General features: G+C 58.0%; 12 protein-coding genes. 5 read left to right on the top strand and 7 right to left on the bottom strand.

Translation table 11 applies throughout. From position 1 onward, the window contains the following. The first annotated feature begins 12 nt into the window (after positions 1-12). Positions 13-828 carry a sugar-phosphatase gene (gene yidA / locus ACUTQW_RS17750; RefSeq protein ID WP_006322861.1) on the top strand — a complete coding sequence of 272 codons (816 nt, stop codon included), beginning with the start codon at positions 13-15 and terminating at the stop codon, positions 826-828. 44 nt (positions 829-872) lie between these two features. Here the strand turns inward: yidA and ACUTQW_RS17745 are convergent, their stop codons facing one another. Further along, positions 873-1,814 carry an ornithine cyclodeaminase family protein gene (locus tag ACUTQW_RS17745; protein ID WP_006322862.1) on the bottom strand — a complete coding sequence of 314 codons (942 nt, stop codon included), beginning with the start codon at positions 1,812-1,814 and terminating at the stop codon, positions 873-875. After that, the gene (locus ACUTQW_RS17740) at positions 1,801-2,769 is read right to left on the bottom strand and encodes a threonine/serine dehydratase (protein WP_006322863.1); all 969 of its coding nucleotides are present in this window, start codon (positions 2,767-2,769) and stop codon (positions 1,801-1,803) included. The genes ACUTQW_RS17745 and ACUTQW_RS17740 overlap by 14 nt, the downstream gene beginning before the upstream one ends. Before the next feature lie 218 nt (positions 2,770-2,987). On the opposite strand from ACUTQW_RS17740, the gene ACUTQW_RS17735 reads away from it, so the two are divergent. Continuing rightward, positions 2,988-4,268 (top strand): DUF3748 domain-containing protein, encoded by a 1,281-nt coding sequence (locus tag ACUTQW_RS17735; RefSeq protein ID WP_006322864.1) that lies wholly within the window; start codon positions 2,988-2,990, stop codon positions 4,266-4,268. Between the two features lie 36 nt (positions 4,269-4,304). Here ACUTQW_RS17735 and ACUTQW_RS17730 read toward each other — a convergent pair whose 3' ends face one another. Next, positions 4,305-4,649, bottom strand: coding sequence for a YceK/YidQ family lipoprotein (locus ACUTQW_RS17730; RefSeq protein ID WP_004950571.1), 345 nt, complete (start codon positions 4,647-4,649; stop codon positions 4,305-4,307). 303 nt (positions 4,650-4,952) lie between these two features. Here ACUTQW_RS17730 and ibpA point away from each other — a divergent pair, with 303 nt between their 5' ends. The 3 genes from ibpA (at position 4,953) to ACUTQW_RS17715 (ending at position 7,725) form a co-directional block, all read left to right on the top strand. After that, positions 4,953-5,366 carry a small heat shock chaperone IbpA gene (gene ibpA, locus ACUTQW_RS17725; protein WP_004950577.1) on the top strand — a complete coding sequence of 138 codons (414 nt, stop codon included), beginning with the start codon at positions 4,953-4,955 and terminating at the stop codon, positions 5,364-5,366. A gap of 104 nt (positions 5,367-5,470) precedes the next feature. After that, positions 5,471-5,899 (top strand): small heat shock chaperone IbpB, encoded by a 429-nt coding sequence (gene ibpB / locus ACUTQW_RS17720; protein WP_006322865.1) that lies wholly within the window; start codon positions 5,471-5,473, stop codon positions 5,897-5,899. Positions 5,900-6,066: 167 nt separating this feature from the next. Then, positions 6,067-7,725 carry a putative transporter gene (locus tag ACUTQW_RS17715; RefSeq protein WP_004950583.1) on the top strand — a complete coding sequence of 553 codons (1,659 nt, stop codon included), beginning with the start codon at positions 6,067-6,069 and terminating at the stop codon, positions 7,723-7,725. A 48-nt stretch (positions 7,726-7,773) separates the two neighbouring features. On the opposite strand, the gene ACUTQW_RS17710 is transcribed toward ACUTQW_RS17715, so the two are convergent. The 4 genes from ACUTQW_RS17710 to ACUTQW_RS17695 form a co-directional block, all read right to left on the bottom strand. Beyond that, on the bottom strand, positions 7,774-9,027 hold the full coding sequence (locus ACUTQW_RS17710) for a valine--pyruvate transaminase (protein WP_006322873.1): 1,254 nt from the start codon (positions 9,025-9,027) through the stop codon (positions 7,774-7,776). A gap of 134 nt (positions 9,028-9,161) precedes the next feature. Further along, complete coding sequence (locus tag ACUTQW_RS17705; protein WP_004950589.1) at positions 9,162-11,228, bottom strand: alpha-amylase; 2,067 nt, start codon at positions 11,226-11,228, stop codon at positions 9,162-9,164. Positions 11,229-11,388: 160 nt separating this feature from the next. Beyond that, complete coding sequence (gene ghrB, locus ACUTQW_RS17700) at positions 11,389-12,366, bottom strand: glyoxylate/hydroxypyruvate reductase GhrB (RefSeq protein ID WP_004950598.1); 978 nt, start codon at positions 12,364-12,366, stop codon at positions 11,389-11,391. Between the two features lie 101 nt (positions 12,367-12,467). Next, complete coding sequence (locus tag ACUTQW_RS17695) at positions 12,468-13,736, bottom strand: MFS transporter (RefSeq protein WP_004950600.1); 1,269 nt, start codon at positions 13,734-13,736, stop codon at positions 12,468-12,470. Positions 13,737-13,884 lie beyond the last annotated feature (148 nt).

Here is a 13,884-nt window from a genome sequence, read left to right as displayed (position 1 = left end):
GGAGAGGACGTTATGGCTATTGAACTGATTGCGATTGATATGGACGGCACGCTGCTTAATCCGCAGCACCAGATTACGCCTGCGGTGAAGCAGGCCATCACCGAAGCGCGCCGCAAAGGGGTTCATGTGGTGCTGGCTACCGGGCGGCCTTACGTCGGCGTGCAGGATTATCTGCGTCAATTGGACATTCAGGGCAGCGGTGATTTCTGCATTACCTATAACGGTGCCCTGGTTTTACAGGCCGTAGACGGCGCCTGCATCCTGCAGGAAACCCTGGATTTCGAAGACTACGTCTATGTTGAAGGGTTGGCGCGCGAGTTTGGCGTGCACTATCAAGCGTTTGATTTCGATACCCTGTATACGCCGAACAAAGACATCGGCAAATACACCATCCATGAAGCCCACATGACCGGTATTCCATTGAAATACCGCAGCGTGGAAGAAATGGACCGCCAGATGCGCTTCCCTAAAGTGATGATGATTGATGAGCCGGAACTGCTCGATAGCGCAATTGCCCGCCTGCCGGCCGAAGCCTGGGAGCGTTACACCATCCTGAAAAGCGCGCCTTACTTCCTGGAGATTTTGCATAAGCGGGTTGATAAGGGCACCGGGGTGAAAATGCTGGCCGAACACCTCTGCATTGCGCAGGAAAACGTGATGGCGCTGGGCGATCAGGCCAATGATACCGCGATGATCGAATACGCCGGCGTTGGCGTAGCTATGGGCAACGCCATCCCTGAACTGAAAGCGGTGGCGCAGTTCGTTACCACCGCCAACACTGAAGACGGCGTAGCGCGCGCCATAGAGAAGTTTGTGCTGAATGCCTGAGGCGTGGTTGCACTCCGGGGGGCGCACCCGCCCCCTGGGGTGCGTCAGAGCCGCGCTAAAATACCCTTCACAATCTGTACGTCCTGAATCGCCAGCCCGGTAAGATCGGCAATAGTGATTTGTTGCGGGCTGCTGCGCAGCCTTCCCCCCTGCGCCAGAGCAGTACCTAATTCGACGATCGGCTTCGATGTCAGCAAACCTTGCCGATAAGCGGTGGCGATTTCGCCATAGTCTGTGCACTGCGACAAGGCATCAACCAGCAACAGGTCAGCCCTGGCGACCAAATCGGTCGCCAGCTCCTGCTTGCCGTGGGTGTCTGCGCCAATTGCCGTGATATGGGTACCAGGCTGAATATCCGCCGCCTGCAAAATGGGCTCGCGGCTGGGGGTAGTGGTGACAATCAGCCGACAATGCGCCGCCAGCTCTGCCGCGTTTTGGGTGGTCTGCACCCGAAAACCCTCGGCTTCGGCATCCTGGCGAAAGGCTTGCAGAGCCGCTTCGTTGCGGCCCCATACCCAGACATCGCGGCATGGAGTGAGCGGTTTTAGCTGCTGCAGTTGCAACCGGGCCTGCATGCCGCAGCCGACGATGCCGATCGCCGGGATGTCCGCCGGGGCACACAGCTCGGCGGCAATACGCCCCGCCAGCGCGGTACGTAACGCTGTCAGCCAGCCTTCGTCCAGCAGCAGCGCCTGCGGTTCGCCGGTCAGTGCAGAGAAGGCCATCAGCAATCCCTGATTGCTGGCCAACCCTTGCGTCGGGTTGCGATAGAAACCGGCGGACACCTTGACGACAAACTGCTCATCGCCTTCCAGCCACGCCGATTTGATACAGCAGTCGCCCGCGGCCTGCTCAAACAGAAAATGCTGTACCGGCGGCTGTTGTACCTGTTGGCGCGAGTAAGCAATAAATCCAGATTTAAGCAGCGACGTGATGCTATCTGCGTCGAAACTGTCAATTATCTGCTGCTGGTTAATGATTTTCATCGGCGATGGCCTTGAGGTATTTCTCCAGCACGATGTTTTTTCCGCACAGCACCACCGCCACTTTTTTTCCCTGAAATTCCGGTGCCAGCTTGATGGCCGCCGCCAGGGCTACCCCGGCCGCGCCTTCAATAATCCAGCGATCGCTGGCGGCAATCTGGCGCATCGCCCGTTTGATTTCCGTTTCACTGACCAGAATTTTGCGATCGATCAGCTGCTGGCACAGTGGGAAGGTAATGGCGTTAGGCTCCACGCCGCCGGCGGTGCCGTCGGACAAAGTCTCCTGCTCCTCTACCGGGAAGATATGGCCGGCTTCCAGCGCGCTGTACATGCTGGTGGCATTCTCAGGCCAACAGGCGATCAGTTGGGTTTTTGGCGACAATTGCTGCAGGACGGTGCCAATGCCTGAAATATAGCCACCGCCGCCCACGGCGACAATTACCGCATCCAGATCCGGCTGCTGTTCGACCAGCTCCATGCCGCAGGTGCCCTGGCCGGCGATCACCTGTTCGTCGTTATAAGGGGAAACATAGACCTTTCCCTGTTCCTGCGCCGCTTTCTCGCCCGCCTGTTCCGCTTTCAGAGCATCCCCCGGCACTGTCACGACTTTGCCGCCCAACGCACGGATGGTTTCGAGCTTGATCGCGGCGGCGGTTTCCGGCGCATAGACCGTCACGCTGACGCCCATCAGTTTGCCCGCCAGCGCCATCGCCTGGCCGTGATTACCGCTGGAGGCGGCGATCACCCCGCGTTGACGCTGTTCGTCACTCAGCAGCCGCAGTTTATTGCTGGCCCCGCGAAATTTGAATGAACCGGTTGGCTGCAGATGGTCGCATTTCAGATACAGATCGCAACCCAGTTGCTGCGACAGCAGCACGCTGCGCTCCAGCGGGGTCACGCGTACCTGAGGACGCAACTGCTGATGGGCGGAAACAATTGCGTCGAATAAGCTGCTCATACCGGTTCCTTTTATTTTCATCGGGTTGACGATCTTTTTGATCTGATTTTCCACATGGGTACTTCCTATTTTTGTGGACTTTAAAATCCATATTGTACTTTATTGTATTTATTGTAAACCCCCCTGCGTCGACGGGAAGCACCTTGATGGGCGATGTGAAGCCCTTGCCCAATCCGGTAAGATGGTGACTTAGTGCCAACATGTGCAGGGGAGCCGCCATGAGCTATCGGGAAAAACAACTGACTTTTGAACCACGTGGACACCAGTTAACCAATATCAACGTTTGGACGCCAGACAGCCAGTGGCTGGCTTACGACGTGCGTCCGAACGGCGCTTCCTTTACCGGTCTGAGTATTGAACGGGTGAATGCCAACAGCGGCAAGGTCGAGGTGGTATATCGCGCGCAGCACGGTGCACATGTGGGTGTAGTGACCGTTAGCCCGGACGAGCCGGCCCGTTACGCTTTTATTCACGGCCCGGAACACCCGGACAGCGTTTGGCATTACGACTTTCATCATCGCCGTGGCGTGATCGTCAGCGAACCGGATCTTGAACTGGCCGTGACTCTTGATGCGATGGATATCACCGCGCCCTATACCCCCGGGGCGCTGCGCGGTGGCTCGCACGTTCACGTGTTCAGCCCGGACGGCAGCCGCCTGAGTTTTACTTATAACGACCACGTGATGCACGAGCTGGACCCTGCACGGGATCTGCGTAACGTAGGTGTGGCTGTGCCGTTGCAGGGCGTAAATCCGCCCAAGCAGCATCCGCGTGAATATGATGGCAGCCATTACTGCGTGTTGGTCAGCGAAACGACGCCGCAGCCGCAGCCGGGCAGCGATCAGATTAACCGTGCCTACGAAGAGGGTTGGGTCGGGCAACGCGGCTATTTACGGCCCGATGGACGCCAGCAGCGTTGGGCACTGGCGTTTATCGGCGATACGCGTTCCGCTGCCGGCGAAAAGTTGCCGGAAGTGTTTATTGTCGACCTGCCGCGCGACGACGCCGATTACGCTAAAGCCGGCTCCCGACCGCTGCAGGGCACCTCGACCCATTTACCCGCTCCCCCTTTGGGCGTGCGCCAACGTCGCCTGACCTTTACCGAAGGGCGTCGTTATCCCGGCGTTGTCACCGCACCGCGCCACTGGCTGCGCAGTTCGCCTGATGGCAGCATGATTGCCTTTCTGATGAAGGACGACCAGGGTGTGGTGCAGCTGTGGACGGTTTCGCCGAACGGCGGTGAGCCGCGCCAAATTACCCGGGGTGAGCATGGGATCCAGTCTGCGTTCAGTTGGCATCCGCAGGGCGGACGAATCGCGCTGGTGTGCGATAACAGCCTGATGTTGTGCGAGGTGCCCAGCGGCCGCATGCAGCGCCTGACGAAACGCACCCTGCTGCCACCGTCGGGCGATGCCATTGTCTTTTCGCCGGACGGTAACCAAGTGGCGTTTATGCGCGAGGTTGAGGGTTTCAGCCAGATTTTTGTGGCTACGGTGTGATCAGGATGCGGGCAGGGCAGCCCGCGTCAGAGCCTTTTAATGTGCGGCTACGCTGGCTGCATGGCTGGGATCGCCGCTGGCCGCCAGGTTCTGCTCTTCGCCGCGCAGGATGCGTGCTCTCGGCGAGTCTGCGGTGTCGTCACTGCCGGAGCGCATATAGTCGTAAGGCAGCAGCACGGTGTCCATCACGGCCGAGAAGGGCAGATCCAGCGCCACCAGCGGCATCATCGCCCAACTGGTGTTGTCGTCCTTCAGCATGCCCACGCTGGCGCGGGTACCCGGATAGTAGCCCTGATTCGGGCCGGTGTGGCTCATCACGCTGGAGCAGCCGTTTGTCGCCAGCAGCATGCAACTGGTTGCTATCACTTTTATCGTTTTCATTATTCCATCCTGCAGGGTGCTGTTCCCTAAAATTTGCTGATCTATAACATCTTGTCGATGTTTTAAAAGGAGCAAGGTCACGCTCTGTGGCGGCTCTCTCACTTTATTGTAAGGGATAAAAAAACTTTCGCCGAACTGATTGTCATTTTTTTGATCGCCGCCGGTTGAAATGATGAAATCAACCCCCATTTTCTTATCAGAAGCAAATTAAGAATTTGCCGTAAGGGAATTCTTATTATTAGCCTGTCCTTAGTGGAAGGCGTAATTATTAAACCTCGCTGAAGTGCCTTAGGAGGCTGTTTTATGCGCAATTTCGATCTTTCCCCGCTATACCGTTCCGCCATTGGTTTTGACCGCTTGTTTAACGCGCTGGAGGCTGGGCAGAGCCAGGGGAATGGCGGCTACCCACCTTATAACGTTGAGCTGGTGGATGAAAACCATTATCGCATTGCGATCGCGGTGGCCGGGTTTGCCGAGCAGGAACTGGAAATCACCACCCAGGACAATCTTCTGATTGTGCGTGGTGCCCATAATAACGAACCTGCTGAAAGAACCTACTTATATCAAGGTATTGCCGAGCGTAACTTCGAGCGTAAATTCCAGCTGGCCGAGCATATCCAAATTAAAGGCGCGAAGCTGGAGAATGGATTGTTGTATATCGATATGGAACGCATCGTACCGGAAACATTAAAACCGCGCCGGATTGAAATTAAATAATTCTTATTTCATCAGCGAAACGTCTCGCTGGTGTTAAATGTTAACTTGCCCGCCGTCAGGGGGCACTTAAACATCATCTCGCTTCATAGAAGGAGTTTTACATTATGCGTAATTACGATCTGTCACCTTTGCTGCGTCAGTGGATTGGTTTCGACAAGTTGGCCAGCTCAATGGGCGGCCAGGAACCCCAGGGCTTCCCGCCGTACAACATCGAGAAAAGCGACGACAACCACTACCGCATTTCTCTGGCGCTGGCCGGGTTCAAACAAAGCGAACTGAACATTGAAGTGGAAGGGCCGCGCCTGACCGTGAGCGGTAAGCCGACGCCGCCGGAAAAACAGGTGGAATACCTGCATCAGGGGCTGGTGTGCAAAGAGTTTACTTTGACCTTCACGCTGGCCGAGCACCTGCAGGTTGCTGAGGCGCAGTTTGAAAATGGCCTGTTGCACATCGATCTGGTGCGTCAGGTGCCGGATGCCTTGCAACCGCAACGCATCGCCATCGGCACCACGCCAGGGTTAGAATCTCAGTAACCGACTGAAAAAAATCGGTAATAACACGGGGGAAGTCCAAACGGGCTTCCCCCGTTGCATTCTGTGGCGTAACCCACATTCCCCTCGTCCCGCTTATGCCAGAATCCCTATTAATTGTGTGCTTTAACCGCAAACCGGTTGTTAAACTTCTGGCAAGGATGTGACCTATGAGCGATATCGCCCTGACCGTCAGCATGTTGGCGTTGGTGGCCGTTCTCGGGCTGTGGATGGGTAACTGGAAGGTGTATGGCGTCGGGCTGGGCATTGGCGGGGTCCTGTTCGGCGGCATTATCGTGGGGCATTTCGCCCAGAGCTGGCAAATCAGTCTTAACGGCGACATGCTGCATTTCATTCAGGAATTCGGGCTGATCCTGTTCGTTTACACCATTGGCATTCAGGTGGGCCCAGGTTTCTTTTCTTCCCTGCGGGTGTCCGGGCTGCGGCTCAACGGTTTCGCCATTTTACTGGTGTTGGTTGGCGGCGTGGTGGCGGCGGGGGTTCACAAGCTGTTTGCCGTGCCGCTGCCGATCATTCTCGGCGTGTTCTCCGGAGCGGTCACCAATACCCCCGCGCTCGGTGCCGGGCAGCAAATTCTTACCGATCTGGGGTCCGATCCGGCGTTGGTCGATCGCATGGGGATGGGTTACGCCATGGCCTATCCGTTCGGTATCTGCGGCATCCTGCTGGTGATGTGGCTGATCCGCCTGTTCTTTCGTATCAATATCGATAAGGAAGCGCAGGCGTTTGAAAACAGCCTGGGCAATCACCACGAACTGCTGCACACCATGAACGTGGCGGTGCGTAATCCCAATCTGCAGGGGATGGCGATAAAAAATGTGCCGCTGCTGAATGGGGAGGACATCGTCTGCTCACGGTTGAAACGTGGCGAGCTGCTGATGGTGCCCGCGCCGCTCGAGAGGCTGGAGTTGGGCGACTATCTGCATCTGGTAGGAAAGCGCGAGAGCCTGGAAAATGCCCGGCTGGTGATTGGCGAAGAGGTGGACGTTTCGTTGTCAACGCGCGGCACGGCGTTACAGGTGGTGAGGGCGGTGGTGACCAATGAGAAGGTGCTGGGCAGCAAAATCCGCGATCTCAACCTGAAGCGGAAATATGACGTGGTGATCTCGCGCCTGAACCGTTCCGGGGTTGAGCTGGTGGCCGGCAGCAACGTTACGCTGCAATTTGGCGATATCCTCAACCTGGTTGGCCGGCCGGAATCGATTGAAGCGGTTGCGGCCATCGTCGGCAACGCTCAGCAGAAATTGCAACAGGTGCAGATGTTGCCGGTATTTATCGGCATCGGGCTGGGAGTGTTGCTGGGTTCTGTCCCGCTGTTTGTACCGGGTTTCCCGGCGGCATTGCGCCTTGGGCTGGCCGGCGGGCCGCTGGTGGCGGCATTGATCCTCGGGCGTATCGGTAGCATTGGCAAGCTGTACTGGTTTATGCCGCCGAGCGCCAACCTGGCGCTGCGAGAGTTGGGCATTGTGCTGTTTCTGGCGGTGGTGGGGCTGAAATCGGGGGGGAACTTTGTCGATACCCTGATGCATGGCGAAGGGCTGGCGTGGATTGGCTACGGCGCGTTGATTACCGCTATCCCGCTGCTCAGCGTGGGTGTGCTGGCGCGGGTCGTGGGCAAGATGAATTATCTGACGCTGTCCGGCATGCTGGCAGGTTCGATGACCGATCCGCCGGCGCTGGCTTTCGCCAACGGCCTGCACCCGACCAGCGGCGCTGCCGCGCTGTCTTACGCCACGGTTTACCCTTTGGCGATGTTCCTGCGCATCATGTCGCCGCAGTTGCTGGCGGTGCTGTTTTGGGCGATGTAGCGAGCCGGGGCGCAGCTTTTACCTGCTAACTGCGCCCCGGCTCAGGCATCAGCCCGCTTCCTGGTGCGCGCGTTCGATCTCTTCCGCCAAAATCGCCACGCCGCGCTCGATTTTCTCCGGATCCGGCACGTAGTTCATCCGCATGCACTGGTGAGTATGCGGCCATTCATGCTCCAGCCCCGGGAAGAAGTAGTGGCCCGGCACCATCAGCACGCCGCGTTTTTTCAGGCGCTGATACAGCAGCTCGGTGGTGATCGGCAGATCCTTGAACCACAGCCAAAGGAAAATCGCCCCTTCCGGTTTGTGGATCAGGCAACGCTCTGGCGACAGATAGCGGCGGATTATCTCGATGGTGTGTTCAACGCGCTGTTTGTAGAACGGGCGGATCACCTCGTTCGACAGGCGCAGCAGATCGCCGCGTTCGATCATTTCCGCGGCCATCGCCGGCCCCATGCTGCCCGGTGACAGGCTGATGATGCCGTTCATGTTGGTCAGGGCGCTGATGACTTTCTCATCGGCAACCACGATGCCGCAGCGTGAGCCGGGCAACCCGAGCTTGGACAAGCTCATGCACAAGATGATGTTCGGGTTCCACAGCGGCGTCGCTTCGCTGAAGATAATTCCGGGGAACGGCACGCCGTAAGCGTTATCGATCACCAGCGGAATATTGCGCTGTTGCGCCAGCAGATCGAGCTTCATCAGCTCTTCGTCGGTGATCACGTTCCCGGTTGGGTTGGTCGGGCGCGACACGCAGATCATGCCGATGTCGTCGCCAATGTGCAGGTGTTCGAAATCAACGTGATATTTGAACTGGCCTTCCGGCAGTAGCTCGATATTGGGCTTGGCCGACACGAACAGGCCCTCATCCAGCCCGGCGTCGGCGTAGCCGATATATTCCGGCGCCAGCGGGAACAGCACGCGGCGACGGCTGCCGTCGGCATAACGCCCGGCAAACAGGTTAAACAAGTAGAAAAACGCGCTCTGGCTGCCGTTTGTTAGTGCAATATTCTGTGGTGAAATCTGCCAGCCCAGCTCGTCGCGCAGCAAAGTAGCCAGCGCTTTCAGCAGGGCGTCTTTGCCCTGCGGGCCGTCGTAGTTACACAGCGCCTCGGTCAGTTTGCCCTGGTCCAGCATGTCCTGGCACAGCTGTTTGAAGTAGCTTTCCATCTCTGGAATTTGCGCCGGATTGCCGCCGCCGAGCATGATGGCGCCGGGCGTGCGCAGGCCTTCGTTCAGGTCATCCATTAAACGGGTAATGCCCGCGTAACGGGTAAATTTGTCGCCGAAAAGTGAAAAAGTCATAGGTGCAACAGTATTGTTTTTAGCAGGTAATCGCCCACCATACCGCCAGATAATTTTCGGCGCAATGCGGTTCATAAATCAACCATCGGGGATAAACTTCACCCGGTGGTTGTTTTCCAGCAGATTGTACTGAATTAATGTGACCGATCGCCGACCCACACCACCATCACCTTGTCGTCGCCAAGTCGGCGGCTGAAGGCATAGTAGCCTGCGGTTTGCTGCGACTGTTGCGTGCCGGCGCCGATCGCCGGATGGCGGGCGCGGAACTGCCCAAGCCGCTGCCAATGCGCCAACAGTGGCGCTTTGGCGTCTTGCAGTTCACGCCAGTTCATATCGGAACGCGTGCCCTGCAGCGGATCCGAACCGGTCGGGCCGAGCTGGCGGCCGCTTTCATCACCGTAGTAAATTTGCACCGCCCCAGGGGCCAGCAGCAGCAAATCTGCCGCACGCTGCTGCAATGGCAGCGAACCTTTGGCATCGCTGGCGAAGAACAGCCGGGTATCGTGCGAGGAGAGATAGCTCAGTACGTTGAAATCCTGCAGCTTGTCGGCCATTTGCTGGTAAGTGGCATCGATACTGGAGAAACAGCTCAGCGCCTGCGAAGCCTGATCCTGAAAATCGAAATTGATCATCGCGTCGAAGCCGTTCTGGTAATAGTCGCTTTTCATGACGCCGTGGCCCCAGGCTTCGCCGGTCATCCAGAACGGGGCGTCATCCAGCGCCTGGTGTGGATTGGCGGCTTTCCATTGCGCCAGTGCCGCCGTGGCACGCTGTTTCAGCAGCGCCAGCGTGGGTTTCTCCACGTGCTTGGCGGTATCGACGCGGAAGCCGTCGATACCGTAATCGCTTACCCATTGGCTGAGCCAGGTGGTCAGGTAGTCGCGGGTGGTAGCGCCGGGAATGTCGTGCGCGGCGGTGTCGGGTTTGTGGCGATAGAACAGCGGCAGGCCACTGGCGCCGGGCGCTTCAGTTTTGATGTCCGGGAGGAAGGCCAATGACATGGTGAGGTCGTTATAACCCGGCGAGTCATAGTCGCCGATATCGGTGCGGATCCAGTTTTTTCCCCACCACGGGCTCCAGCCCGCCTTGTCGCTGAAATTAATGTAATCGTTGAAGCTGTGCCAGTTTTGGCCTGGACCAGGCCGCCAGTCGCCCCAGTTTTTACCCAGCGTTTTTTCGATCTCCGCGCCCTTCAGGTAGAGCGAGCCGAATTGGAAGGTCTGCATATCGGCCAAGGTGGCGTAGCCGACATGGTTTACCACCACGTCGAACAGAATGCGGATACCGCGTTGGTGCGCCTGTTCGACCAGTTTGCGCAGGTCTTGCTCGGTGCCCATATTGGCGTCGAGCCGGGTCCAGTCCAGTGCGTAGTAGCCGTGATAAGCGTAGTGCGGGAAATCGCCCTTGGTGCCGCCGCCGACCCAACCGTGGATCTGTTCCAGCGGCGAGCTGATCCACAGTGCGTTGACGCCAAGCTGTTGCAGGTAATCCAGCTTTTGCGTCAGCCCGGCGAGATCGCCGCCGTGGAAGGTGCCGATCTCCTGCATACCGTCGCTGCGGCGGCCGTAGCTGTGGTCGTTGGTCGGGTTGCCGTTCTCAAAGCGATCGGTCAGTGCGAAATAGACCGTGGCGTTGTGCCAGTTGAACGGTGCCGGTTTTTCCGTGCCGGCGGATTCCAGCAGCAGCATGCCGCCGCTGCCTGCGGCAGGCTGAAGGGTCACTTTGCCCTGGCTGACCCTGGCCGTTTGACCGGAATAGAAATCGCGCACTGTTTCGCCTTCGGCGAAGGTCGCCGCTACGTCAAGGGTGACGGGCTTGCCGTCCCAGCGCTGGCAGGTGCGGGTTACCGCTGCTGCGGCGGCCTGTGGGGCCGTTTTCAGGCTGAGTTGCAGCGTCGGCGTACCGCTGCGGGTATCGATGCGCACCTGGTATTCACCGTCGCGGAACAGCCGCCAGGTGACCGGCGGGGCATCGCCGCAAGGTTGCAGCGACAGGGTTTGATTCAGCCTGGCCGCAGCGGTCGGCTGCCAGCATTGCCGATCCTGATAAATTTTCAGCGGCAGTTCGCCCTTGGGCAGCGTGGCGTGGCTGGTGAACAGCCCGGCGGTGGATTCGTCAAAGGTCGGGAAGCTTTGCAGCGTCCAGCTTGCTGTTGCGGCCGGTGACAGCAGCATCAGCAGGGGTAGGGTCAGGCGTTTCATGGCTCTCCTTACGCGCGGCAGGAAGCGTTTTTATTCTGGGGTAAGGTCAGTGTGACAAATGAAGAAAAAATAGCCTCATCCCGATGGCGTATTTTCAGGGAGGAGGGAGAAGGGGGAGAGGAGGGAAGAAGATGGACGGGAAAACTCCCGCCCGTTATGACTATTTCTTCAGCAACTGCGGATTGACGCAGTTTTCTTTTACCGTGCCGGTCAACGCGGCAATCAGGTTATCCACCGCGCATTCGGCCATCGCATTGCGGGTTTCATGAGTGGCGGAGCCGATGTGCGGCAGTGCCACCACGTTCGGCAGCGTCAGCAGCGGCGAAGAGACCGGCAGCGGCTCTTTCTCGAAGACGTCCAGCCCGGCGGCGTGGATCGTTCCGTTCTGCAACGCTTCTATCAGTGCGGCTTCATCCACCACCGGGCCACGGCCGGCGTTGATCAAAATACCGCTCTTTTTCATCTTCGCCAGTTGGTCGCGGCTGATCATATGGAAGGTTTCTTCGGTCAGCGGCAGCGTGATGCAGATGAAATCGGACTCGGCCAACAGGGTGTCCAGATCGCAGCGGCGGGCGTTAAAACGCGTCTCGGCCTCTTCGTGGGTGCGGCGGGCGTTGTACAGTATCGGCATGCCGAAGCCGAAATGCGCACGCTGCGCCAGCGCCAGGCCGATGCGGCCCATGCCGAGGATGCCGAGGGTTTTATGGTGCACGTCGACGCCAAACCAGTCCGGCCCGATGCTGCCCTGCCATTCACCGGCTTTTACCCGCTCGGCCACTTCCACCACGCGGCGAGCCGTCGCCAGCACCAGGCTCATGATGGTATCGGCGACGGTTTCGGTCAGTACGGTCGGGGTATGCATCAGCACCACGTTATGGGCGTTAAGCGCGTCGACGTCGAAATTGTCGTAACCGACGGAAATGGTCGAAGCGGCACGCAGCTTGGGTGCTTGTTGCAGGAAAGCTTCATCAATCTTGCCGCCGGAACCGATGATCCCTTCCGCCTGAGCGAGCGCCTGTTTCAGCTCGTCGCGGTTATCCGGCGACAGGCCATCGAAGGCGTGCACGGTAAAGTGCTGTTCCAGCCGTTGACGCAGGTCGGCGGGGATGCTTTTGTACAATACGATAGAAGGCTTCATCACGAACTCCAGCAATACCCTTTGTCTTTCAGGCTGCAGCGTTGTTGGCTACAACCTGAAATCCATCGGGTATGTTCAACAGAAAATAAAGTATAACGAGATCAGGCTACTTGTGGATGAACCTCGTTGCGAGCGGGTTTGACGATCAGCGTCACGACGACCGCCACGATCAGCGCTATGGCCATAAACATATAAGAAGCTGACGGGTTGCCGGTCGCGCCGTTCAGGTAGCCGACGAACCAGGAGCCGAAGAAGGAACCCAGCGCACCCATGCTGTTGATCAGCGCCATCGCGCCACCGGCGACGTTTTTCGGCAGCATTTCCGGAATGATGGCGAAGAAGGGTCCGTATGGGGCATACATTGCCGCGCCGGCGATCACCAGCAGGCCGTAGGAAACCCAGAAATGGTTGGTGCCGACGGCATAGGAACCGAAGAACGCCAGCGCGCCGATCAGCAGCAGCGGCCAGACGAACAGTTTGCGGTTCTGCATTTTGTCCGAAGCCCAGGACACCAGGATCATGGAGATAGTCGCCGCCAGGTAAGGCACCGACGACAGCCAGCCGGCTTCCACCATGCCCATTTGCATGCCGCTGCGCAAAATGGACGGCAACCACAGCACGAAGCCGTATACGCCGATGCTCCAGGCGAAATACTGTACGCACAGCAAGATCACGTTGCGTGAACGGAAGGCTTCACCGTAGTTGCGCACCGCCTTGATGCCTTTCTGCTCCTCATCAAGCTGCTTTTGCAGCGCCGATTTTTCTTCTTCGTTCAACCATTTGGCCTGCGCCGGCTTGTCTTTCGCCAGCACCCACCAGCAAAAGGCCCAGAGTACCGCCGGAATACCTTCGATGATGAACATCTCGCGCCAGCCGAAGGCGTGGATCAGGTAGCCGGAAACCACCGACATCCACAACACGGTTACCGGGTTACCGAGGATCAGGAAGGTATTGGCGCGAGAGCGTTCTGATTTGGTGAACCAGTTGCTGATGTAAATCAGCATCGCCGGCATCACGGCCGCTTCCACTACGCCGAGAATAAAGCGAATGGCGGCCAGCATCGGGATATTGCTGACCACGCCGGTCAACGAGGCGCAGCCACCCCACAGGATCAGGCACCAGAAGATCAGTTTTTTTACGCTGCGGCGTTCGGCATAGATCGCGCCGGGAATTTGGAAGAAGAAATAGCCAAGGAAAAACAGCGCGCCCAGCAGCGAAGACATGCCTTTGGTAATGCCCAGATCGTCGTTGATGCCGGCGGCCGAGGCAAAGCTGAAGTTAGCGCGATCGAGGTAGGCCAGGCTGTAGGTGATAAACACGATGGGCATGATGTACCACCAGCGTTTGGCCGCGAGAGTGACTGTATTCATGTTCAGATTCCTCAGTGGTGTCGTATTCCCGTTGCCTTTCAAGCTGCAGCCAACAAGGCTGCAACTTGGAAATCATTGGGTATTGCTCTCCCGGCGAGTCTGGTTGTAGGGCCAGAGGTGTGTGCCGTTCGGAGAAGGCTGTTAACTG

Source organism: Serratia sp. TSA_7 (assembly GCF_052692135.1).
The sequence above is the reverse complement of the archived record's forward strand: the minus strand, read 5'-3'. Positions and strand labels throughout refer to the sequence as shown.